The organism is Arthrobacter sp. Alg241-R88, from assembly GCF_900537115.1.
Taxonomy (GTDB): domain Bacteria; phylum Actinomycetota; class Actinomycetes; order Actinomycetales; family Micrococcaceae; genus Arthrobacter.
The window spans coordinates 889,688-911,510 of record NZ_UNRG01000001.1; the positions used below are offsets into that span (position 1 = coordinate 889,688).

A 21,823-nucleotide genomic window follows, 5' to 3' on the forward strand; every position below is an offset into this window, starting at 1 on the left:
AGTGATGCGCGAAAGCGGCCCGGTACAGTTCAAGTGCACCGGGCCGCTTTCGCAGTTACCCGCAATCAGGCGACGTCGACCCCGCCGAGCTCCATCTCGGTGACTGCTTCCTCGAGGTCCTCCGCGATGCCTGCCGTGAGGGACCGGATGACCGTCACGGAGTAGCCCGCCTGCACTGCGTCAAGGGACGTTGCCTTGACGCAGTAGTCGGTGGCGATGCCCACCACCACCACGTCCTCGACGTCGTTGCTCTGCAGCCAGTCGTCCAGGCCGATGGCATCTTCGGCGGCGGCATACCTGTCCGCGTCGCCGGCACCGGGCAGCGCGCCGGGTTGCCGTTCGCCGGTGGGCACGGCGTCTTCCGGCGCCTGCAGTCCTTCGAAGCCGGAGTAGGCGGCAGCAAACTGCCCCTTCTGGAAATAGGCGTCGATGTACTCGGTGTCCAGGTCCGGATGGAGCTCCGCGCCGCGGGTTCCCGCCACGCAGTGCGGCGGCCAGCTGTCGATGAAATCAGGGGTCTCGGAGAAGTGGTCGCCGGGGTTGATATGCCAGTCCTGGGTGGCCACAATGTGGTCGAACTCGCTGTGGTGTGCATCCACGTATTCGCTGATGGCACCCGCCACCGCTGCTCCGCCGGCCACGGCGAGCGAACCGCCTTCGCAAAAATCGTTCTGCACGTCAACGATGATCAGGGCGCGGGACATCAGTTCTCCTCAGTTTTCTTCATAGAGAGTAGGGATGGCTGCTTCGCCGCGCTGGAGGCGGTTGACTACGGCCGGCAGCTCAGCCATGGACTCGGCATGGCGCCGGCGTGCCCGGAGCACGCCCTCATGGCCGGTCCACCCAGGCATCAGTTCACCGTTCTTCATAAACTGCTGCAGCAGCGGACGGTCATTGCCGTCGTCGTCCGGCCGGTGGCCCACACCTACCACCTCGGCAGTGGCAATGCCGCGTTCGTCCAGTTTCCGCAGAGCGTACTTGCGCCCGCCCACACTGCCCTTGTTCTTGGCGGCTTTGGCTACGGAGACGAAGTCCCCGTCGTCGTCCATACGGCTCACTAGCTTGTAGACCATGCTGGCAGTCGGGGCACCGGACCCGGTGACGAGCGAGGTGCCCACTCCGTACGAATCCACGGGGGCGGACTGCAGGGCGGCGATGGCGAACTCGTCCAGGTCGGACGTGACCACGATCTTGGTGCTTTCGTTGCCGAGGTTGTCCAGGAGCTGGCGGACCCATTGGGCCTGGGCCACGAGGTCGCCGGAATCCAGCCGGACCGCCCCAAGCCGCGGGCCCGCAAGGTCCACAGCCGTGCGCACGGCCGTTTCGACGTCGTACGTGTCCACGAGCAGGGACGTGCCCTCGCCCAGGGACGCAATCTGGGCCTCGAAGGCCTCCCGCTCCGTGTCATGCAGGAGGGTGAAGGAGTGGGCGGCGGTGCCCACTGTCTTGATTCCGTAGCGGATGCCCGCCTCCAGGTTCGATGTGCTGTCGAACCCGGCAATGATGGCTGCCCTGGCGGAGGCGGTCGCCGCTTCCTCATGGGTGCGCCGGGAGCCCATCTCAATGCACGGGCGGCCGCCGGCGGCGCTGACCATCCGGGACGCGGCTGAGGCGATGGCGCTGTCGTGGTTCAGCACGGACAGCAGGTACGTCTCCAGCATGCATGCTTCGGCGAAAGTGGCCTCGACAATCAGGATGGGGGAGTTCGGGAAGTACGCTTCACCCTCCGGATAGCCCCAGATGTCACCGGAGAAACGGTAGGACGCCAGGTACTCCAGCGTTTGTTCGTTGACCACCTTGGTGCGGGCCAGGAAGTCGAGCTCGGCGTCTCCGAAGCGGAAATTCGCGATGCCTTCCAGCAGCCGGCCCGTGCCTGCCACAATGCCGTAACGCCGGCCGTCCGGCAGCCGCCGGGCGAAGGCCTCGAAGACGGACTTGCGGTGCGCGGCGCCTGAATGAAGGGACGCCTGCAGCATGGTCAGCTCATAGTGGTCAGTGTAAAAGGACGTGCGGGGATGGTCCCAGCCGGCTGAGGTGCTCACGAAAGTCACTCTAGTCCCCACCGGCTCCCACGTCTCGCTTCGCTTCGGCGCGGGTCCCTCGCCGGCGTGGCCCCATCCACCGGCTCCCACGTCTCGCTTCGCTTCGGCGCGGGTCCCTCGCCGGCGTGGCCCCATCCACCGGCTCCCACGTCTCGCTTCGCTTCGGCGCGGGTCCCTCGCCGGCGTGGCCCCATCCACCGGCTCCCACGTCTCGCTTCGCTTCGGCGCGGGTCCCTCGCCGGCGTGGCCCCATCCACCGGCTCCCACGTCTCGCTTCGCTTCGGCGCGGGTCCCTCGCCGGCGTGGCCCCATCCACCGGCTCCCACGTCTCGCTTCGCTTCGGCGCGGGTCCCTCGCCGGCGYGGCCCCATCCACCGGCTCCCACGTCTCGCTTCGCTTCGGCGCGGGTCCCTCGCCGGCGCGGCCCCATCCACCGGCTCCCACGTCTCGCTTCGCTTCGGCGCGGGTCCCTCGCCGGCGTGGCCCCATCCACCGGCTCCCACGTCTCGCTTCGCTTCGGCGCGGGTCCCTCGCCGGCGTGGGCCCGTCCACCGGCTCCCACGTCTCGCTTCGCTTCGGCGCGGGTCCCTCGCCGGCGTGGGCCCGTCCTCCCCATAGAATGGACAGATGACCTTAAGCGTTGCGCTCGGCCCTGATACGCAAGAGGGCACCCGGACCGGCACAGCGGAGTCAACCGACTTCCTTGCCGCACCGGACATCCCCTGGAACCTTGTGATCTGGAATGACCCCGTTAATCTGATGAGCTATGTCAGCTACGTGTTCCAGAGCTACTTTGGCTATCCGGAAAGCAAAGCCAACAAGCTCATGATGGAGGTCCACAAAAAGGGCCGCTCCATCGTCGCCTCGGGTAGCAAGGAACAGGTGGAGCGCCATGCCGTCGCCATGCACGGCTTTGGGCTGTGGGCCACGGTGGAGAAGGCCAGCGGCGGGTCAGGCGGCAATTCAGGCAAGTCCGGCGGGCCGGGCCAGGGTAAGGGGAAACGTGGCTAAGGCGTTCAAATACGGACTTAAAGGCATCACCGGCTACCTGGAGCCGGCCGAACGGGAACTGCTGCGGAGCCTCATCGACGACGTCATTTCCATGCTCCAGCCGGAAGAGCGTAAGGGCCAGGATCCGCTGGCTGCACTGATCGGCCTGGACATGGACGTTGCCGAGCCTTCGGACCGGGCCGTGAAGCGGCTGCTGCCCAACGTGATGAAGGACGACGGCGCCGCGTCCCTTGAGTTCCGCCAGCTCACCGAGCGATCGCTCCGCGAAACAAAGATCGGCGCGCTCCGTGCGGCGGCCCTTGACCTGGACAAGGACGAGATCGTGCTCAGCCCTGACGGCGCCCGGCACTGGTCAATGGCCCTGAACGACGTCCGGCTTGTCCTGGCCGAACGGCTGGACATCCAGGATGAGGAGGACGCCGAGCACGTCCACCTGATGCAGGACTGGTCCCAGGCCGAGGACGTCGAAAGCTACCTGGCCCTGGTCTACAACTTCGCCACCTGGCTGCAGGAGTCGCTGGTCCAGGCCATGCTGCAGCGCCTGGACACGCACCGTTGAACGGCCGGGTGTTCCCGTCGCGGCCCTGTGACACATTAGACACGAGTCACAGGCCACAAGATGGTGCCTGACGCCACAGGGAAGACCTATCCTCGAATAATCATGACAACAGCCTCGAGCATGGATCCGCCAGCAGGCACTGCAGCGGAATCCGAAGCCAGCGACCTCCCGGCCGCCGCCGTGGAATCACGGCCCATCGGTGTCTTCGATTCCGGCGTAGGCGGTTTGACGGTGGCACGCTCCATCATCGACCAGCTTCCCAACGAGTCCATCCTCTACGTAGGGGACACCGCACACGGACCCTACGGCCCCCTGCCCATCGCGGAAGTCCGGGCCAACGCCCTGGGCGTGATGGACGAACTGGTGGACTCCGGCGTCAAGCTGCTCACCATAGCCTGCAACTCGGCGTCGGCCGCTGTGCTGCGCGATGCCAGGGAACGGTACACCGCCAGGTACGGCATCCCCGTCATCGAGGTCATCCAGCCAGCGGTGCGCCGTGCCGTTGCCGCCACCCGCAGCGGAAGGGTGGGCGTGATTGGCACGTCCGCCACGGTAGGCTCCCGGGCCTACGAGGACACCTTCGCGGCAGCCCCGGACCTGGACATCACGTCAGTGGCCTGCCCGGAGTTCGTCAGCTATGTGGAAGCCGGAATCACTACCGGCCCGGCCCTGCTGGCTGTCGCAGAGGAGTATCTCGCCCCGCTTAAGGCCGCCGGCGTGGACACCGTGGTCCTGGGCTGCACGCACTACCCGCTGCTCACCGGCGTCATCTCCTACGTGATGGGAGCGGACGTAACCCTGGTGTCCAGTGCGGAGGAAACCGCCAAGGATGTGTACCGCGCCCTGGCCACCCACAACCTGCAGCGCACCGACGCCGCGCCGCCGGAACACCACTTCGTGGCAACCGGGGACGCAGGCCAGTTCGAGGCACTGGCGCGCAGGTTCCTGGGACCCGAAGTGCTTTCAGTCCGGCACGTTGACCACGTGTCCGCCCAGTACCCCACCGGCAGCCTGGCCCGCATCACCCCGGAGATGATTGCGGCCGCGCAAGGCGCCCGCAGCCGCCCCCGGACATCCAACTTCGTGGGCAGCTCCGTAACCGGAGGCACCGGCCAGTGAAGCTCACCATCGTAGGCTGTACCGGATCCTTCCCCGGCCCCGGCTCCCCGGCGTCGTGCTACCTCCTGACGGCGAACGACGGCGAGCGGACCTGGAAAGTGGTGATGGACCTGGGCAGCGGTGCGCTGGGTGCCATCCAGCGCTACACCGACCTTGAGGACATCGACGCGATCTTCCTCACCCACCTCCACCCGGACCACTGCATGGACCTTTGTGGCCTGCACGTGGCTGTCCGGTGGAAGCCGGGCGGCTGGGGCCGCGGGCGGATCCCGGTCTGGGGACCGGCCGCCACAGCAGACCGTATGGCCACCGCTTACGGCCTGGAGCTGGACCCGGGGATGCATGAGGAGTTCGACTTCACCAACTGGGCCGAGCGTGTTGCGGTGACCGTTGGCCCGTTTACCGTGACTCCCTTCGCCGTCAACCACCCCATCGAGGAGTGCTACGCCCTGCGCGTGGAAGTGGTGGAGCCGGACAAGGACGGCAACAACATCTCCCGGACCCTGACCTACTCCGGTGACACCGACTCCTGCGCGGGGCTGGAGGAGGCCGCCAAGGATGCCGACCTGTTCCTCTGCGAGGCGGCGTTCGAGGAAGGCCGTGACGACGGCATCAAGGATGTCCACCTGACCGGCAAGCGTGCGGGGGAGGCCGCGGCCGCTGCCGGCGCGCGCCGGCTCCTGCTGACGCACATTCCGGTGTGGACCTCGCAGACCACCGTGATGGCTGAGGCCCGTCCGGCCTTTGGCGGCGACGTCGCCGTGGCAGTGGCCGGCGTCCACTACACCATCTAAGCGGCACTGGTTCGACGGCGCCCGTTCAGCGGCGCCTGGAATCCGGCAGCGGCCCGCAGTGGATAAGCTAAAGGCATGACTTCTGAAGCAACTGCAGTGCCCATTGTGCGCGCCGACGGCCGCGCCCCGGACCAGCTCCGGCCCATCAGCATTACGCGCGGATGGTCCAACCAGGCTGAAGGATCGGCCCTGATCGAGTTCGGCAACACCCGGGTCCTGTGCACCGCTTCCCTCACCCCGGGAGTCCCGCGCTGGCTGAAGGGTGAGGGCCGCGGCTGGGTGACGGCCGAGTACGCCATGCTGCCCAGGGCCACGAACACCCGTTCCGACCGCGAATCGGTCAAGGGCAAAATCGGCGGCCGCACCCACGAGATCTCCCGGCTCATCGGCCGTTCCCTGCGTTCCATCATCGACACCAAGGCCCTGGGCGAAAACACCATCGTGCTGGACTGCGACGTCCTCCAGGCAGACGGCGGAACCCGGACCGCAGCGATCACGGGCGCCTATGTTGCGCTCGCTGACTCCATCAGGTTTGCCCGTGACAACAAGCTGATCGCGAAGAACGCCCAGCCCCTCATCGACACCATTGCTGCGGTGTCGGTGGGCATCATCGACGGCGTTCCCATGCTGGACCTGCCGTACGTTGAGGACGTCCGCGCGGAGACCGACATGAACGTGGTGGTCACGGGCTCCGGCAAGTTCGTCGAAGTGCAGGGTACCGCCGAAGGTGCCCCCTTCGACCGCGCCGAACTGGACCAGCTCCTGGACCTTGCCCTGCTGGGCACCACCCAGCTCGCCGCAATCCAGCGCGAAACCCTGGCAGATACCCTGTGAGCGCGGCGCCCGCCGCCCCGCGCCTGGTTCTTGCCACCCATAACAAAGGCAAACTCCGGGAGCTGCGCGAACTGCTGCGGGGGCAGGTGCCGGGGCTCGACGTCGACACGCAGGTAGTGGATGCTGCGTCGGCAGGGGCCCCCGACGTCGTGGAAACCGGCGTTACGTTCGCCGAGAATTCGCTGCTGAAGGCGCGCGCTGTCGCCGAAGCAACGGGCCTGGTGGCCATTGCCGATGACTCCGGCCTTGCCGTGGACGTGATGGGCGGGGCGCCGGGAATCTTTTCGGCGCGGTGGGCCGGCAGCCACGGCGACGACGAAGCGAACCTGCAGCTCCTGCTCAACCAGCTTTCCGACGTACCGGACGCCCACCGGGGCGCGGCTTTCGTTTGTGCGGCCGCGCTGGCAGTACCCGGATCGGACAGCGGACCCGGGCGCGAAGTGGTGGAATACGGCCAGCTGGAGGGCGTTCTGCTGCGCGAACCGCGTGGCGACGGCGGGTTCGGTTACGACCCCGTCCTGCAGCCAGCGGGGGAAAAGCGCAGCTGTGCGGAGCTGACCGCCGACGAGAAGAATGCCATCAGCCACCGCGGCAAGGCCTTTCGGGCGCTCCTGCCGGCCGTCGTCGAGGCCCTGCGGGACCGGTAACCGCCCTGGCCGTTCTTAAACAGCTGTGCTCCCCGCCGGAACGGGGAGCACAGCTGTTTAACGGTGAAGGGATCTTGCCGCCGGCACGGACAGCGCCAGGCAACCTAGTCTGAGCGGGTTCCCTCAGCAATATCGCGCGGTGCCTTGTGCCCGTTCTCGGGGGCATGTTCCTCGACGCGGGCGCCCTCGTGGATATCGCGCGGTGTCTTGTGCTCGTTCTCGGGGGCATGTTCCTCGATGAACTCGTCCACCGGGTCGGTGCCGTAGGCTTTCGCCTGGCGCTTTGCCGACACGCCGCGGAGGACTTCGACGCCGATGGGCAGGACCGAAACCAGGACGATGGCAATGAAGATGATGTCCAGGTTTTCGCGGACCCAGGGGATACGGTCACCCAGCAGGTAACCCAGGAGCGTCACGCCGCCGCCCCAGAGCACAGCGCCGATCACATTGAAGAGGAAGAACTTCTTTTTGTTCATCTGGGCGACGCCGACGATGACCGGGACGAAGGTCCTGATGATCGGGACGAAGCGGGCCAGGATCAGCGCCTTGCCGCCATGCTTTTCGAAGAACGCGTGGGCGTTCTCAACGTTCTCACGCTTGAAGAGGCGGGAGTTGGGCTTGTTGAAAATGGCCGGGCCGGCTTTGGAACCAATCAGGTAACCGGTCTGGTTGCCGATAATGGCCGACACCATGATCAACAGCGCAAAAAGCCACACGTTGAACTTGATGGTGCCCGTGGCCACCAGAAGCCCTGCGGTGAAAAGCATGGAGTCTCCCGGCAGGAAGAAGCCCACCAGCAGGCCGGTTTCCGCGAAGACGATGCCGCACACCAGCAGGACCACCCAGGGTGCCAGGGCAGGATCGGCCAGGAAGACCTGGGGGTTCAGCCAGTCGGGCAGGAAGGATGCCAGCTGTGGCTGCACCGGTCCCGCACCACCCAGCATGGACACAGCGAAGTCGTTCATCACAGGAAAGTTCACCACTCAAGGGTACTTGACGCACCTCAGGCCCCGGCCGCTGCGGGGTTTCCCGCCCCATCCCGCAGGGGTGATATCCACGACAGGGCCGCACGGCTGACACGGGAAGGATGGTCCCCGGAGGTAAGGTTGGCCCGTGGGTTTGGACTTTACGGCGATCGACTTCGAAACAGCGAACGGATTCCGGGGCTCGCCCTGTGCCGTAGGACTGACGAAGGTCCGGGGCGGAAGGGTTGTCGAGGAAGCTTCGTGGCTGATGCGGCCGCCGGCCAACCACGACCACTTTGATTACCACAACGTACGTATTCACGGCATCACTGCCCGGGATGTTGCCGGAAGGCCGCGCTTCGGGGAGCTTTTCCCCGAGATAGGCGCCTTCATCGGCGATGACATCCTCGCCGCGCACAATGCCGCCTTTGACCTGGGCGTCATCCGCTCCGGACTCGAGGTCTCAGGGCTGGCCGGCCCGGCCTACGAGTACGTCTGCACGGTCATGCTTTCCCGCCGGTGCTATTCGCTGGTGTCGAACTCCCTGCCGTTTGCTGCCGAGGAAGCCGGCGTGCCCCTGGTCAAGCACCACGACGCCGCCGAAGACGCGCGTGCCTGCGCAGGCATCCTGATCGACATCGCCCGCCGCAACGGAGCCAACAGCATCGCTGAGCTCTATCTTTCCCTGGGGCTCGTGATGCCGCGCCAGGAGGCCTTCGATCCGGCACGGGACGGGTTGTCGAAGCCGAGCCTGGCTGCGGTCACCAGTGCCGCGGGCGGAGCGGCGCTGGTCAGGCCGTTCCAGTCAGGCTGGCCGGAGGAGGGGGTTAACCCGGACCCCAACCCCGATGCCCACCCCGGCCACCCGCTGTACGGCCAGACGGTTGTTTTTACGGGACAGCTCTCCATGGCCCGGCCGGAAGCGAAGCTGCGGTCGGCGGAGGTCGGTGCCCGGCCCGAAAGCAGGGTCACCGGACGCACCACCGTCCTGGTGGTGGGCGACGGCTTTGTGGCCTCCGACCTCCGCTCCGGCAGGCTCACGGGAAAAGCTCGGCGCGTGCTGGAGCTCCACGAGCGCGGCCAGGCCATCGAGGTCCTGTCGGAGGGGGAGTTCCTGCAGATGGTGGGCAGCTTCGCCGCTGCCGCTGTCAGCGCCTAAGGCCTGCGCCGTCCAGGTTCACGCGGCGCAATAATGCTGCCTCCCGGCGTCGCTTACCCCTAGCCTTGGCTCATGCGCTCGCTGTTTGCCTTCCCCAACCCCGTCAACGAGTATGCCGCCCGGGTGACGGCAGGGCTCGTTGTGCTGCTGGCCCTGGTTACCGCAGCCGTCGGGTCGGGATGGGGACTGCTGGCCATCGCCGTCGGGTTTTGGCTCAGGCTGCTCTTCGGCCCCCGGATCTCGCCGCTGGCCCTGCTCTCCGTCAAAGTGATCACGCCCCGGCTGGGCCGGGTCAGGCTGGTTCCGGGGCCGCCCAAACGCTTTGCGCAGGGCATGGGAGCCGTGGTTTCCACTGTGGCCCTCGTCCTGTTCGTTGCGGGCGCGGCTCCGGCCGCCTGGAGCGTGCTGGGAATCCTCATCGTTGCGGCGTCACTGGAAGCGTTCGCCGGCTTTTGCCTTGGCTGTGTGATCTTCGGATTCCTGCAGCGGCGCGGCCTGATACCGGAGGATGTCTGCGAGGCCTGCAACAACGTCAGCCTTCGGCGGACGTAACCGCCACGAGCTGGTTGGCCATGCCGCGGATGACTTCCGGTGCCTCCAGGGCCGCAAGCCATTCGCCGGGCAGGCAGTCCTCGCCGTAGAAGGCCCCGAGGATGTTCCCTGTCAGTGCGCCAGTGGAATCACTGTCGCCGCTGTGGTTGACGGCCAGGGCCACGGCTTTGCGGAAGTGTTGCGCCGGGTCGGGATCGGTTGCGCCGGCGTCGGGAAGGGTAGCCAGGGCAGCATAAAGCGCGACGGCGAGTGCTTCCTCAGCCACCCATCCCTCGCCAAGTGCCTGGACGAGTTCCTCCGGCGTCACGATGCCCTTGCCGGCCAGCCGGAGTGCGCCCTCCAGCCGGTCGGGCAGTTCTGGAGCCACCCCTTCGAAGCCGGTGGCGTGGGCGAGGGCTTCGGCGGCCGCTTCGCGCAACCCGTCACCGGCCACGAGCCGATGGATCAGCAGGCTGAAGGTTCCGGCGCTCTGGCGCGCTGACGGATGGCCATGCGTCAGGGAGGCGGCGTCGGAACTCAACTTATAGACGGCGTCGGGCGTAATGTGCGGGATCAGCCCGAACGGGGCGGACCGCATCACTGTCCCGCACCCCTTCGACTCAGGGTTCACCGGCCGGACCGAGGTGCCCATTTCGCCCGTCGCCAGGCCGGAAATGCAGGCCTTGCCGGGATGCCGCCGCTGATGCAGGACCGGCTGCGCATCGATCCAGCGGGGCTGGGGCGCCGGGGCCGATGCCGGGGCCGCTTCGCCCTGCGTTGCGAGCCAGCGCAGGTATGCGAGCCACAGGCAGGCGTTGACGTCCGCGCCCACCCCCGAGTTCGCCCATTCCAGTGCCTCCACGAGGCCGTCCACGGTGTAGAGCGTCATCTGGGTGTCGTCGGAGAAGTGGCTCGTTCCTGCCAGGGCCTCGAAGCCGGTCACACCGGCTGCACCGAAGCGGGCACGGATCCGGTCGATCGAGTCGAACTCCACTGCGTAGCCCAGGGAGTCGCCAAGTGCGCCGCCCAGGAGGCAGCCATGGATGCGGGACTTGAGGGAGGGTGTGGAAGTGTCCGGCTCGATGCTCATGCAGTAAATTTACCGTGGTGTGCAGGGGCCTTTTGACGCCTGCCGGCCCGAGCCGCCACCCTCTGAAACTTCCTGTCCAGCGAACCCACAGCCTGCGCTGGAATAATGCCCGGGTTGCCCGAGAGCAATCCCCGTCCGCCTACCTGAAGGTCGCCACCATGAGCACGCCCGCCCCGGCCCGTCACGACGCACTGCAGCCGTCCGGATCTGAAGCAGCCCGGCCAGGGCTCCTGCCCCGGTTGACCGCCGAGGCGTTCGGCAGCTTCTTCCTTGCAGTGGCCGGTCTCGGCGTGCCGCTGTTCAGCATTCCACAGTCCAGCCCGTTGCCTGCCGCCCTTGCCGCAGGCCTCGCGGTTACCGCCGCCATGCTCGCTTTTGGACACGTTTCGGGCGGCCATTTCAACCCTGCCGTCACTGCCGGCCATCTCCTCGCCGGCCGGATCCGTCCGGGCGCGGCCGCCGCCTATGCCGGGGCCCAATTGGCCGGCGGTCTGGCGGGGGCACTGGCCCTCTACGGGATCCTGCGCACGCTGCCGGGCATTGCGGACAGCCGGACGGCGTACGACACGGTAACGGCCGGTTTTGGCGAACACTCCATCATCCAGGCGCCGCTGGCGGCGGTGCTCCTCCTGGAAATGCTGGGAGCCGCAATCATTGTGGCCGTTTTCCTGGGTACGGCCGGCAGGGACAACACCAGCCGCTCCGCCGCCGCACTCTCGGTGGGTCTGTCCTTTGCTGTTCTCCTGCAGCTCGGCCAGTCCGTTGGGAACCTGCCCTTCAACCCCGCCCGGGCCGTTGCCTCTGCGCTATTCAGCTCGGGGTGGGCGCTTGAACAGGTCTGGGTGTTTGTGGCCGCTCCGCTGGTGGGCGCGGCCGTGGCCGGACTCGTGTTCAGGACTTTTGGCAATAGTTCCCCCTCCGCGGGGGCCGGGGAAGCCGGAGTGACCGCCGCGGAAGAAACCGGCAGCGCAGCCCATGAGCCTGAAGCCGGAGAGGACGCGAGTACGGGAAAGGACACGGCGGGCGAAGCCAGCGAAGCGCAGGAGTTCTTCGAGGGCAAGCGTGGATGATCGCGGCACCTGTGAGCCATTTCCGGAAGTGTCAGTGGCAGCCGATAGCTTAGAAACATGAGGATACTTCACACATCGGACTGGCATTTGGGGCGGTCCTTCCACGGCGTCGGCATGCTGGATGCCCAGCGGGCCTTCGTCGACCAGCTGGTGGACGCCGTCACCCGGCATGCGGTGGACGTTGTGCTGATCGCCGGGGACGTCTACGACCGCGCCCTGCCCGGTGTGGATGTGGTCCACCTGCTTGACGACGCCCTGGTCCGGCTGACGTCGGCGGGAGCCCAGGTGGTGCTCACCAGCGGCAATCACGATTCCGCCATCCGCCTGGGCTTCGCTTCGCGCTTGCTGGAGCGCGGGGGAGTGCATCTGCGGACCAGGCTGGAGAGCCTTGACCAGCCCCTGCTGCTGCCGGCGGGCGCAGCGTCTGCCGGGGGAACATCGGCAGGTGAAGCGGTCGTAGCCATCTACGGCGTACCCTGGCTCGAACCACGGCTCGTCGCGGAACAGTTGGGGGTGCAGGCCGCCAGCCACTTCGAGGTAACCCGCGCGGCTACGGAACGCATCCGCGAGGACATCGAGCGCCGCTCCGCGTCGCAAACAGTCCACTCCGTAGTGCTCGCCCATACGTTTGCCAGCGGCGGCATCAGCTCAGACAGCGAACGCGACCTCAGCATCGGCGGGGTGGGCGCCGTCCCGCTGGACCTCTTTGACGGCTTCAGCTACACCGCCCTGGGCCACCTGCACGGGCGGCAGTCCCTGTCGCCCCACGTCAGGTACTCCGGATCCCCGCTCGCATACTCCTTCTCCGAAGCCTCCCACCAGAAGGGGGCATGGCTCATCGACATCGATGCCGACGGCATGGCCGGTGTCCAGGAAGTCCTGTGGGATGCCCCGCGAACGCTTGCAGTGTTGCGTGGCCCCTTGGCCGAACTGCTCGAGTCGTCCGAATACTCGTGGGCCGAAACCGCCTACTGCCAGGTGACCCTGACGGACGCCCAGCGTCCTGCCCGCGCCATGGAACGTCTTCGTTCACGCTTCCCCGACACCCTGGTGCTGGGGTTTGATCCTGAGGGCGGACCTGGCGCCGCCCCCGCAACGTACAGCAGCAGGCTCGCGGCAGCCCCCGATGACCTCGGTGTATGCTGCGGCTTCCTGGAGCACGTGCGCGGACGCGTCCCGGACGACGCCGAAAAGGCCGCGCTCGCGGGCGCCCTGGAGAACGTCCGGCTCCAGGAGGTTTCGCGTTGAGGATCCATCGCCTCCGCATCTCCGGCTTCGGTCCCTTTGCCGGCACCGAGGAGGTCGACTTCGACAGGCTGAGCGCGCACGGACTTTTCCTGCTCAATGGCCCCACCGGTGCGGGAAAAACAAGCGTGCTGGACGCCATCTGCTTCGCCTTGTACGGGTCGGTGCCGGGAGCACGCCAGGACGGCAAACGCCTGCGCAGCGATCACGCAGAGCCCGGCCAGGAACCCGCCGTCAGCTGCGAATTTTCCGCGCAGGGCCGCCGCTTCGAGGTAACGCGTTCGCCTGCCTGGGAAAAGCCGAGCGCCAGGGGCAGGAACGGGTTCACCACCCAGCAGGCCAAAACCCTCCTGCGGGAACGCGTGGACGGCACGTGGATCGAAAAATCGGCACGGAATGACGAGGCAGGGGCCGAGATACTCGCCCTGCTGGGAATGGACCGTGAGCAATTTACCCGGGTGGTGATGTTGCCGCAAGGTGATTTTGCGGCTTTCCTGCGATCGAAGGCCACTGACCGGCTCGAGCTTTTGCAGAAGCTCTTTGGCACTGAACGGTTCGAAGCGGTTGAACAGGAGCTGTCCCGCCAGGCGCAGGCGGCAAAGGAGGAAGTGTCTGTCCTCGCCGGCCGGCTTGAGCTCCTGGCGGCCCGGGCAGAATCTGAAGCGGCAACCTTGCGGCTTGACGAGGCCGATGGCCAGGCCACGGACAACCCCGCTGCAAGACTTGACTGGCTGAAGGATGCCGCCGCGCAACGGTTGCGCGAACTGGCTGACCAGGCGCAAACAGCGGAATCGGCCAGCCAGGAACGTGCCAGGAAGGTTGCCGCCGAGACCGCACGCCGGGACCGGCACCGCAGGCTGGAGGAAGCGACGGCCCGGCAGGCAGCCGTGCAGGACGCCGTGCCGCGGCTGGAGAGCCTGAAACTCCGGCTTGGCCGGCACCGGCAGGCAGAGGTACTCGCCGGTCAACTCCGCAGCGTGGACGCGGGAGCGGTCAAAGTCCGGCGCGCAGCCGACGCCATGGAGTCGGCTTTTACGTTGCTTCGCCTGGCCGCGGACGAAGACCCTGAGCTCGCCCAGTTGGACCTCGGCTTCCCGGCAGACGATGCACTGGACCCCTCCGGGCCCGCGGCGGTTCCCGGCGCAGCTGACGAATTGAACCGGATCCGGTCCCTGCTGGCGGTGGTCGAAGCAAGGCTTCCGGACGAAGACCGGTTCAAGGCGCTCCGGTCGAAACACCAGCAGCTGGTGGCCAAACAGGAGGACCTTACCCGAGCCGGTGCCGCACTGGCCGCACGTGTGGAGAGCCTTGCCGACGAACGGTCCGGCCTCACCAACGGGCTGGGGCCATTGGAAGAGCGGGCCGGAGTGGCGGCCCTGCGCGTGAAGGAAGCAACGGCGGCCGAGGAGTTGCTGGACGTGGTCCGGCGCTACGCTGCGGCCTCGACCGTCCGCGACGCGGCGAAGCTGGAACACGACGCCGCCCGGGAGAACCAGCTGGAAACCAAACAGCGCTGGCTTGACGTGAGGGAGCAGCGGCTGGCCAATGCCGCTGCCGAGCTTGCTGCCACGCTGGTGGAGGGAGAACAGTGCCCGGTGTGCGGAAGCCCCGACCACCCCTTGCCGGCGGCGCCGGAGGAGGGCGGCGCAGGACTTGTCCAGGAGGAGGAAACAGCCCACCAGCTCCACGAAGCCGCCGAAGCCGAATATGCAGCGGCCAGCCGCAAGCTGGCCGAGGCCAACCAGCTGGTCGCCGTCCTTGCCGGCCAAGGTGGAGAAACAGCCAAGGAGGAGGCCGCCGGCGCGGCCCGGGAAGCGCGCCGCGCCGCGGCCGACGCAGAACAGGCAGTTAGGGATCTCGCGGCGGCACGGTCGAGGCTTGAAGCACTTGAAGCCGATATTGCGGCGGCACAGGCTTCCCGCTCCGCCACCGAGGCCGAGTTGGCCCTGGCCGCGTCCACCCTTGCAGACGTGGCTGAACAGTCGTCCTCTTTGGATCACGCATTGGCAGGGCTGAGGGCAGGCCACCGCAGTTTGGCCCACCGGTTGCGTGCCTTGGAGAACGCTGCAGCGATGCTGGGCAAAGCCGTAGACGCCCAGGCTGAGCTGGGCTCTGCCAAAGCCCAGGCCGTGGAGGCACTGGAACAGCTGGAGCAGGCGTTGCCGGAAGCCGGGTTCGCCACTGCTGAGGAGGCGCGGAAACACTTGCTGGCCGCCAGTGAAGCTGCTGCCCTGGAAGCCGACATGCGGTCCGCCCAGGACGAAGCCGCAAGGGTGGCGGAGCTGTTCGCATCAGAGGACATTGTGCTTGCCCTTGAGGAGGCGGCTGCCGGGCTTGCACTGGATGAGCAGCAGCTCGCCGCCCTGCAGGCCGAGGCTGCAGCGGCCCTGAAGGAAGCCCGTGATGCGGATTTGGCAGCAGGCCTGGCCAGGCGCTGCCTGGAGTCGCTGACCTCCATCCGTACCGGCTATGAGGAGTTGGCCGGGTCCGCCCGCGGGCCCGCCGAGCGTGCCCGCATGCTTTCCGGCCTGGCGGACGCGGCGGCCGGCAGGGGAGACAACACGTACCGCATGAGCCTGAACAGCTACGTACTGGCAGCGCGGCTGGAGCAGGTGGCCCTGGCGGCATCTGAACGCCTGGTGGCCATGAGCGACGGCCGGTACCTCCTGCAGCACACGGACGCGAAGGCGGCGCGCGGTGCGAAGTCCGGGCTGGGGCTTGAAGTGGTGGATCAATGGACCGGGCACCGCCGGGACACGTCCACCTTGTCAGGCGGCGAATCCTTTATGGCGTCGCTCTCCCTGGCTCTCGGATTGGCAGACGTTGTCCAACAGGAGTCGGGCGGGGTCGAGATCGAAACGCTTTTTGTGGACGAGGGCTTTGGGAGCCTTGACGAGCAGTCCCTCGAACAGGTGATGGACGCCCTGGAAGGGCTGCGGGACGGTGGCAGGGTAGTGGGACTGGTCAGCCACGTAGGGGAAATGAAGCAGCGGATCGGAACGCAGCTTCAGGTGCTGAAGACACGAAACGGTTCAACCCTGCGGATAGCCGAAGCCCTGGACGTCCAAAGCTGAGGGAGCGGAAAGGCCGGATATACTTGGACGGTTACCGGGTTCGGCGCATCGGGAGGAGGGACGATGCGCATAACTGAACGAGCCCGAATTGAAATCCTCCACTTCCCTTTCACCTGGCCAGCCCTTCACTTCAGGGCAATCCGTTCCTCCCGCCGCCCAGGCTCCTGCCAAACCGCACCCTGCCTCCGGTGGCCGGTTCGCCAGGCTTCCACAACTTGCTGGCCGCGGCTTCCTTCCCCTGGGTCTTCTTGCCCGGCTGCCCCTGGCCATGCTAACGGTAGGCACCCTGACCCTCGTCACATCCAACAGCGGTTCCTATGCACTGGGCGGAACCGCCGCAGGTGCGGTGGGCATCGGGTCCGCGCTCGGAGCTCCCGTCCTGGGGTCCCTCGCGGACAGGCGGGGCCAACGTCCTGTCCTGTTGCTGGCTGCAGCCCTTAATACTCTGGCCGTCGTCGGATTGATCCTTACAGCCTCTGCCATGGGGGCGCCGGCTGGCTTCCCGGCCACCGTGCTGGCCGCTGCGTTCCTCGCGGGGGCAAGCTGCCCGCAGGTGGGCCCGTTGGCCCGCGTCCGGTGGATGGCGCTGACGGCGCAAGGCAATGCACCGGACAACCGGCGGGACCTGGACACGGCACTCTCCTACGAGAGCACAGCGGACGAAGTCACCTTTGTGCTGGGACCGGCACTCGTTGGCATTCTGGCCAGCCTCCTGGCACCCTGGCTTCCGCTCGCGCTGGCCGCAGCGATGACCATCACGCTTGTTCCCGCGTTCGCCACCCACCGGACCCATCGGGCAGTTCCGGCGGCACGCCGCAGACCTTCACCAGCGGGACGCCGAGGGCGTGGCGGGATACCGGCAGCCGTCCTTCTGCCAGTGGTGGCCATGGTGTGCATGGGCACGTTCTTCGGCTCAACGCAGGCGGCGTTGAGCTCCTTCTCCGCCAGCTACGCCACCTCGGAACTCGCCGGACTGCTGTATGCAGTCATGGGGCTCAGTTCCGCCGCTGCCGCCCTCTCGGTTGCCTATTGGCCGCAGCGTTTCAGCCTTTCCTGGCGCTGGCTGGTGTCCGCTGCGCTGATGGCATTACTGGCTGTCCTCCTGCTGGTACCGTCATCACTTGGCGCGATGGTGGCCGTGCTGCTGATCCTGGGTGTCCCCGTGGGCCCGGTTATGGTTACCGTCTTCGCCGTGGGCGGAGTGGTGGCACCGGAGGGACGGCTGGGCACCGTTATGACCGCCCTGGCCAGCGGCATCGTCGCGGGCACCGCGATCGGCTCATCACTGGGCGGCGGGCTGGCGCAGGATCACGGCTACGCTGCGGCTTTCCTCGTTCCCGCCTGCGCCGCCTCCGCGCTGGCACTCCTCGGGGCCGCGGCCGTCGTTGTGCTTCGCCGCCGGGCCGCCCGCTGACACCGGCCTCAGGCCAGTTGGCGTTCGATTCTTGCCGCGCTCTCGGCCAACGCCGCGCCCACCGCTGAGGGTTCATGCGTGGAGCGGATATAGACGACGGCGAGTGCTGCCGGGCGGCCGCCCGGCACCCGGACGGGCGCGGCAAGTGAGGAAACCCCGGCGATGACCTCGTCGTGGCTGGCTGAGTACCCGGTTCGCCGGGCCTCGGCGGCTTCGGGACGGTACGGGACGCCGGTCTCCAGCCGGTCCCACTCAGCTTCAGTCAGCGCGGACTGGATGGCGATGCCTGGTGCGCCCGCGTTGATGGGGTGCCTGGTGCCGGGATGCTGGGCTACCGTCGCGCCCGAATGCCGGGGTTCTACAGTCACCAGGGTGATGCAGTCATGGTGGTCCCACAACGCCACAAAAGCCGTCATGTCCAGCGTGTTGGCCAGATGCGTCAGTTCGGGAAGCGCAGCACTCTGGAGGTTCCGGGAAACGCTTCGGGCCAGGACGGCGAGCCCGGGTCCGGGCTGGACCCGTCCGCCGTCGTCCCGCACCAGCAGCGAGTGGTCCTCGAGTGTGCGCAGGATGCGGTATGCCACGGAGCGGTGGACGCCCATGGCATCGGCGAGCTCGGCGATGGTCATCGGTTCCGGCGCAGCCGCCAGGATCTCGAGGGCGCGGATGCCGCGGGAAAGCGTCTGGGAGGGGGAAGCCTGCGCCGGCGCTGCTCCGGCCGGGGCTGCGGCGGTGGGAGTCATGCTGTCCATCCTAGGTTGCTCTCGGCAGGGTTCTACGGTTCTCATGTTGCCTGACGTTCAGGCCGTGATTCCGCAATGAGAAACGGCGGTTCAAATATAGAGGGGCCGATGAGAGCCTTCCGCGCGCAAATTCAGCCAGGGCGTGTCCTGCCTCACAGTTTCGTAGTACTCTTTCAACTAACTGACCGTTCTGTCGGTAATCCTGAAGGCGCCCGGCAGCCAGCCTGCCGAATAAACAATGGAGTTTCAATGACCACACCTTCGAAGGTGGATACACTCGCCGGTCCGAGCACCCGGCGTGAGGAGCGCAAAGTCCTTGCCGGCACCCTGGTCGGTACCACCATTGAGTGGTACGACTTCTTCATCTTTGCCCAGTTGACCGCAACGCTGCTGTCGCCCCTGTTCCTGGCGCCGCTGAACGAATCCAACCCGGGCCTGGCGCAAATCCTCTCCTTTGCCCTGATCGGCATCAGTTTCCTGTTCCGCCCCCTGGGCGCAGTGGTTGCCGGACACCTTGGCGACCGCCTGGGGCGCAAGGCAATGCTGGTCTTCACCCTGGTGATGATGGGTGCCGCCACTGCCTTGATCGGCATGCTGCCCACCTACGCGCAGATCGGTGCCTGGGCGCCTATCCTCCTCATCACCCTGCGCATCATCCAGGGCTTCTCCGCCGGAGGCGAGTGGGGCGGTGCAGCGCTGATGGCAGTGGAGCACGCACCCCTGAACAAGCGCGGCCTGTTCGGTGCCTACCCCCAGATCGGCGTGCCGATCGGCATGATCCTGGCAACCGGGCTCCTCTTCTTCCTGAACACCAGCATGTCCAGGGAAGACTTTGCGGCCTGGGGCTGGCGGGTTCCGTTCCTGCTCTCCATCGTCCTTATCGTGGTGGGCTACCTGATCCGCCGAGCTGTCGCTGAAAGTCCGGTCTTCCAGGAAATGGCCGCGCGGAAGCAGGAAAGCAAGGCGCCCTTGGGTGTGCTTGTCCGCAGCCACAAGAGGCCTGTCCTGTACTCCACCATGATCTTCATCGGCAACAACGCAGCCGGTTACCTGCTGATCGCCTTCTTCATCGCCTATGCCACGAGAACCCTGCAGATGCCCACCCCGCAGGTCCTGCTGGCCACCACCCTGGCCTCCTTCGGCTGGCTGATCTTCACCCTCGCGGGCGGCTGGCTGTCAGACCGCATCGGGCGGGTCAAGACGTTCCTCACCGGCTACGCGATCATCTTCTTGTGGATGATTCCCATGTTTGCCCTGATCGACACCAGGAACATCTGGCTGTACGGCGTTGCATTGTTTGTCCTCACCGTCGGCCTCGGCCTGTCCTACGGGCCCATGTCCGCGATGTACGCCGAAATGTTCCCGGCCAATGTCCGGTACTCCGGCATCTCCATCGGGTACGCTTTCGGCGCCATCCTCGGCGGAGCCTTCGCTGCGACCATCGCCGAATTCCTGCTGCAGACCACCAAGTGGGCCGGGTCCATCGGTATCTACATCATGGTCCTTTGTGTCATCTCGGCCATCGGCGTGCTGCTCGCCAAGGAGACCAAGGGCCGGCCGCTGGGCGTCAGCCACCACTAATCCCCGCCGTTTCCCTAACCTTGCTTCGCTTCGGCTAGGGAACCCTAACGGCGTGGGCCCACCGCCGTCCCCCTGGCCGCCGCTTCGCTTCGGCTAGGGAACCCTAACGGCGTGGGCCCACCGCCGTCCCCCTGGCCGCCGCTTCGCTTCGGCTAGGGAACCCTAACGGCGTGGGCCCATTCCAAAATGGCGGGCCCGGACCACAGTCGTCCGGGCCCGGCCTCGTATTCGGGGGGCTTTGGGACTGCTTGACGATGCCTACTGCTTCAGGAAGCTGATGGCGTCATCGTCCGTGAGCTGTTCGAAATGCCGGTAGAAGCTGCCCACGGCGCGGAACTTGCCCGGAAGATGCAGGCATAGCACGGCGTCGCATGCCCGCTCCACGGATGACACCGCCTCTATCGACCCCACCGGGGCGGCGGCCACCACGGTTTTCGCCCCACCCCCGCGGACGGCTTCGATAGCGGCCCGCATGGTGGCGCCGGTGGCAAGGCCGTCGTCGATCAGCAAGACCGTCTTGCCGGAAACATCCTGGTCTGTTCCCGGATAGAGGTTCACCCGGCGGAGCAGTTCGGAGCGTTCGCGCTTCTCCACCTCGTCCAGCAGTTCCTGCCGCACTCCGTGCTCAAGTACCCTGTCCACCAGCGGCTTGTTGAGCAGTCGGACCGTCCGGCCACGCGCCCACGCCAGGGCTCCAAACGCCGTTTCCTGGTGTCCCGGGATGCCGAGTTTGCGCACCAGGACAGTTCCCAGCGGGAGGTAGAGGGCTTTGGCGGCGGAAGCCGCTACCGGGATGCCGCCCCGGGCAAGGCCAAGGACCACGGTGCCGGGCCGCCCGCGGAACTGTGCGAGTACCGCGGCCAGCCTCTCACCGGCCTCCGTGCGGTCTTCGAAGCGCGTCACCATGGCTCCCTCCCGGCTCTCTCCAGCCCTCACTTCAGCCTACCGCCGGGGAAGGGACAGCAGGAGGCAAGCGGCAGGGACGAGGAAGTATTTAGCGGGAAGTATTTACACGGCGAGGAACGTGATGGCCGCCTGCTTGAAGGCCCGGCTGGTGACCGCGTTGGTGTGGTTGCGGCCCGGCAGCATGACCTCTTCGACCATCGCCCCGGCATTGCGTGCGAGCCCGGCGAGTTGCGGCAGGCTGGCGGCGCGTTCATCCTTGTCGCCGGCCACCAGGAGCATGGGTACGTGAGGTACCGCCTCGGCAGGATCATAGGGTTCGGCCTTGATGGCTTCCACCAGGGAGAGCAGCGCAAAAATGTTGTTGCTGGGCAGCAGAAGGGCCATCTTGAGCAGCCGGGCGGTGGACTCGTCAGCGATCGGGGTCCCGTCCGCGAGGTAATCCTGCGCTGCAACGAGATCGAAGGCCGCGAGCGGATCCGCGACGTTCGGCCCGCCCAGCACCAGCCGGTGCACGATCTCGGGCTGCGTGGCGCCGAACTCCCAGGCGAGCCGGGAACCCAGGGAATAACCCACTATGTCCAGCCCGCTGGAAGGGTCACCGTCCTGCAAAGGGCGCACACCGGCGTCGAACGCCACCTGGAGCAGGTCCGCCCGGATCCTGCTGGGGGAGTAGGAGTCCATGTCCTCCGGCGCCCCGCTGCGGCCGTGCCCGGGCAGGTCAACAGTGATAACGCGGCGGCCGGCGTCAAGCAACGCACCCACCCAACCGGTGTCTTCCCAATTCAGTTTGCTGGAGGACGAGAAGCCGTGCAGCAGCAGAACAGGCCGGAGCCTGGCGTCCGCCGCAGGATCATGAACCCCCACATATAACTGGGGATCTGTTCCCTCTACAGTGTGCGAATGCTGCTCGCCGGTGTGCCTGCCGCTCATAGTGCCAGTCCTCATCAACTACGGCGCACAGGCGGACCCGGCGCGTGGAAGCTCGTCCTTCGGGACTACTCTACCTGCCGGAAGTGCCGGCAATTCCACCTCGGATTCC

At 66.8% G+C, this 21,823-nt stretch carries 20 protein-coding genes; 13 read left to right on the plus strand and 7 right to left on the minus strand.

What is annotated here, in order from left to right; genetic code table 11:
- Nucleotides 1–65: 65 nt before the first annotated feature.
- Both G6R19_RS04085 and G6R19_RS04090 read right to left on the minus strand, forming a co-directional pair.
- The gene (locus tag G6R19_RS04085; RefSeq protein ID WP_163162532.1) at nucleotides 66–704 is read right to left on the minus strand and encodes an isochorismatase family protein; all 639 of its coding nucleotides are present in this window, start codon (nucleotides 702–704) and stop codon (nucleotides 66–68) included.
- 9 nt (nucleotides 705–713) lie between these two features.
- Nucleotides 714–2,042 carry a nicotinate phosphoribosyltransferase gene (locus G6R19_RS04090; RefSeq protein ID WP_163162534.1) on the minus strand — a complete coding sequence of 443 codons (1,329 nt, stop codon included), beginning with the start codon at nucleotides 2,040–2,042 and terminating at the stop codon, nucleotides 714–716.
- A 627-nt stretch (nucleotides 2,043–2,669) separates the two neighbouring features.
- On the opposite strand from G6R19_RS04090, the gene clpS reads away from it, so the two are divergent.
- The 6 genes from clpS to rdgB all read left to right on the plus strand — a co-directional run bounded on the left by clpS (nucleotide 2,670) and on the right by rdgB (nucleotide 7,006).
- Nucleotides 2,670–3,053 (plus strand): ATP-dependent Clp protease adapter ClpS, encoded by a 384-nt coding sequence (gene clpS / locus G6R19_RS04095; protein WP_163162536.1) that lies wholly within the window; start codon nucleotides 2,670–2,672, stop codon nucleotides 3,051–3,053.
- Entirely contained in the window at nucleotides 3,046–3,612 is a 567-nt protein-coding gene (locus G6R19_RS04100) for a DUF2017 domain-containing protein (protein WP_163162538.1), read from the plus strand. Before clpS ends, G6R19_RS04100 begins: the two co-directional genes overlap by 8 nt.
- Nucleotides 3,613–3,732: 120 nt before the next feature.
- A complete protein-coding gene (gene murI / locus G6R19_RS04105) occupies nucleotides 3,733–4,731 on the plus strand; it encodes a glutamate racemase (RefSeq protein WP_163162915.1) in 999 nt (332 codons plus the stop codon).
- The gene (locus G6R19_RS04110; RefSeq protein ID WP_163162540.1) at nucleotides 4,728–5,525 is read left to right on the plus strand and encodes an MBL fold metallo-hydrolase; all 798 of its coding nucleotides are present in this window, start codon (nucleotides 4,728–4,730) and stop codon (nucleotides 5,523–5,525) included. The genes murI and G6R19_RS04110 overlap by 4 nt, the downstream gene beginning before the upstream one ends.
- Before the next feature lie 75 nt (nucleotides 5,526–5,600).
- Entirely contained in the window at nucleotides 5,601–6,359 is a 759-nt protein-coding gene (rph, locus tag G6R19_RS04115; protein ID WP_163162542.1) for a ribonuclease PH, read from the plus strand.
- Nucleotides 6,356–7,006, plus strand: coding sequence for an RdgB/HAM1 family non-canonical purine NTP pyrophosphatase (rdgB, locus tag G6R19_RS04120; RefSeq protein ID WP_163162544.1), 651 nt, complete (start codon nucleotides 6,356–6,358; stop codon nucleotides 7,004–7,006). Before rph ends, rdgB begins: the two co-directional genes overlap by 4 nt.
- A gap of 104 nt (nucleotides 7,007–7,110) precedes the next feature.
- On the opposite strand, the gene G6R19_RS04125 is transcribed toward rdgB, so the two are convergent.
- Nucleotides 7,111–7,971, minus strand: a complete 861-nt coding sequence (locus G6R19_RS04125; RefSeq protein ID WP_240341764.1) for a VTT domain-containing protein — start codon at nucleotides 7,969–7,971, stop codon at nucleotides 7,111–7,113.
- Nucleotides 7,972–8,119: 148 nt separating this feature from the next.
- Here G6R19_RS04125 and G6R19_RS04130 point away from each other — a divergent pair, with 148 nt between their 5' ends.
- Together G6R19_RS04130 and G6R19_RS04135 are read left to right on the plus strand one after the other, a co-directional pair.
- Entirely contained in the window at nucleotides 8,120–9,130 is a 1,011-nt protein-coding gene (locus tag G6R19_RS04130) for an exonuclease domain-containing protein (protein ID WP_163162546.1), read from the plus strand.
- Between the two features lie 72 nt (nucleotides 9,131–9,202).
- Nucleotides 9,203–9,682: a DUF4395 domain-containing protein gene (locus G6R19_RS04135; protein WP_163162548.1), complete on the plus strand. Its 480-nt coding sequence runs from the start codon at nucleotides 9,203–9,205 to the stop codon at nucleotides 9,680–9,682.
- Here the strand turns inward: G6R19_RS04135 and G6R19_RS04140 are convergent.
- The gene (locus tag G6R19_RS04140) at nucleotides 9,663–10,751 is read right to left on the minus strand and encodes an ADP-ribosylglycohydrolase family protein (RefSeq protein WP_163162550.1); all 1,089 of its coding nucleotides are present in this window, start codon (nucleotides 10,749–10,751) and stop codon (nucleotides 9,663–9,665) included. The two genes, G6R19_RS04135 and G6R19_RS04140, sit on opposite strands and share 20 nt — an antisense overlap.
- A gap of 158 nt (nucleotides 10,752–10,909) precedes the next feature.
- Here G6R19_RS04140 and G6R19_RS04145 point away from each other — a divergent pair, with 158 nt between their 5' ends.
- The 4 genes from G6R19_RS04145 (at nucleotide 10,910) to G6R19_RS04160 (ending at nucleotide 17,554) form a co-directional block, all read left to right on the plus strand.
- Nucleotides 10,910–11,821 (plus strand): aquaporin, encoded by a 912-nt coding sequence (locus G6R19_RS04145; RefSeq protein ID WP_163162552.1) that lies wholly within the window; start codon nucleotides 10,910–10,912, stop codon nucleotides 11,819–11,821.
- Between the two features lie 57 nt (nucleotides 11,822–11,878).
- Nucleotides 11,879–13,069 carry an exonuclease SbcCD subunit D gene (locus tag G6R19_RS04150; RefSeq protein WP_163162554.1) on the plus strand — a complete coding sequence of 397 codons (1,191 nt, stop codon included), beginning with the start codon at nucleotides 11,879–11,881 and terminating at the stop codon, nucleotides 13,067–13,069.
- Complete coding sequence (locus G6R19_RS04155; protein ID WP_163162556.1) at nucleotides 13,066–16,140, plus strand: SMC family ATPase; 3,075 nt, start codon at nucleotides 13,066–13,068, stop codon at nucleotides 16,138–16,140. Before G6R19_RS04150 ends, G6R19_RS04155 begins: the two co-directional genes overlap by 4 nt.
- 88 nt (nucleotides 16,141–16,228) lie before the next feature.
- Entirely contained in the window at nucleotides 16,229–17,554 is a 1,326-nt protein-coding gene (locus G6R19_RS04160; protein ID WP_163162558.1) for an MFS transporter, read from the plus strand.
- Nucleotides 17,555–17,562: 8 nt separating this feature from the next.
- Here G6R19_RS04160 and G6R19_RS04165 read toward each other — a convergent pair whose 3' ends face one another.
- Nucleotides 17,563–18,297, minus strand: coding sequence for an IclR family transcriptional regulator (locus G6R19_RS04165; RefSeq protein WP_163162561.1), 735 nt, complete (start codon nucleotides 18,295–18,297; stop codon nucleotides 17,563–17,565).
- Between the two features lie 249 nt (nucleotides 18,298–18,546).
- Here G6R19_RS04165 and G6R19_RS04170 point away from each other — a divergent pair, with 249 nt between their 5' ends.
- The gene (locus tag G6R19_RS04170) at nucleotides 18,547–19,878 is read left to right on the plus strand and encodes an MFS transporter (RefSeq protein ID WP_163162563.1); all 1,332 of its coding nucleotides are present in this window, start codon (nucleotides 18,547–18,549) and stop codon (nucleotides 19,876–19,878) included.
- Between the two features lie 258 nt (nucleotides 19,879–20,136).
- Here the strand turns inward: G6R19_RS04170 and G6R19_RS04175 are convergent, their stop codons facing one another.
- Nucleotides 20,137–20,784, minus strand: coding sequence for a phosphoribosyltransferase family protein (locus tag G6R19_RS04175; protein ID WP_163162565.1), 648 nt, complete (start codon nucleotides 20,782–20,784; stop codon nucleotides 20,137–20,139).
- 102 nt (nucleotides 20,785–20,886) lie between these two features.
- Entirely contained in the window at nucleotides 20,887–21,714 is an 828-nt protein-coding gene (locus G6R19_RS04180) for an alpha/beta fold hydrolase (RefSeq protein ID WP_163162567.1), read from the minus strand.
- Between the last annotated feature and the right edge of the window lie 109 nt (nucleotides 21,715–21,823).

Excerpts from the sequence above, each read along its gene's own strand:
- G6R19_RS04175 (WP_163162565.1), bottom strand. The coding sequence starts at position 20,784 with ATGGTGACGCGCTTCGAAGACCGCACGGAGGCCGGTGAGAGGCTGGCC.
- clpS (WP_163162536.1), top strand. The coding sequence starts at position 2,670 with ATGACCTTAAGCGTTGCGCTCGGCCCTGATACGCAAGAGGGCACCCGG.
- G6R19_RS04180 (WP_163162567.1), bottom strand. The coding sequence starts at position 21,714 with ATGAGCGGCAGGCACACCGGCGAGCAGCATTCGCACACTGTAGAGGGA.
- G6R19_RS04170 (WP_163162563.1), top strand. The coding sequence starts at position 18,547 with ATGACCACACCTTCGAAGGTGGATACACTCGCCGGTCCGAGCACCCGG.
- G6R19_RS04165 (WP_163162561.1), bottom strand. The coding sequence starts at position 18,297 with ATGACTCCCACCGCCGCAGCCCCGGCCGGAGCAGCGCCGGCGCAGGCT.
- G6R19_RS04135 (WP_163162548.1), top strand. The coding sequence starts at position 9,203 with ATGCGCTCGCTGTTTGCCTTCCCCAACCCCGTCAACGAGTATGCCGCC.
- G6R19_RS04150 (WP_163162554.1), top strand. The coding sequence starts at position 11,879 with ATGAGGATACTTCACACATCGGACTGGCATTTGGGGCGGTCCTTCCAC.
- G6R19_RS04145 (WP_163162552.1), top strand. The coding sequence starts at position 10,910 with ATGAGCACGCCCGCCCCGGCCCGTCACGACGCACTGCAGCCGTCCGGA.
- murI (WP_163162915.1), top strand. The coding sequence starts at position 3,733 with ATGGATCCGCCAGCAGGCACTGCAGCGGAATCCGAAGCCAGCGACCTC.
- rph (WP_163162542.1), top strand. The coding sequence starts at position 5,601 with ATGACTTCTGAAGCAACTGCAGTGCCCATTGTGCGCGCCGACGGCCGC.
- G6R19_RS04125 (WP_240341764.1), bottom strand. The coding sequence starts at position 7,971 with ATGAACGACTTCGCTGTGTCCATGCTGGGTGGTGCGGGACCGGTGCAG.
- G6R19_RS04085 (WP_163162532.1), bottom strand. The coding sequence starts at position 704 with ATGTCCCGCGCCCTGATCATCGTTGACGTGCAGAACGATTTTTGCGAA.
- G6R19_RS04140 (WP_163162550.1), bottom strand. The coding sequence starts at position 10,751 with ATGAGCATCGAGCCGGACACTTCCACACCCTCCCTCAAGTCCCGCATC.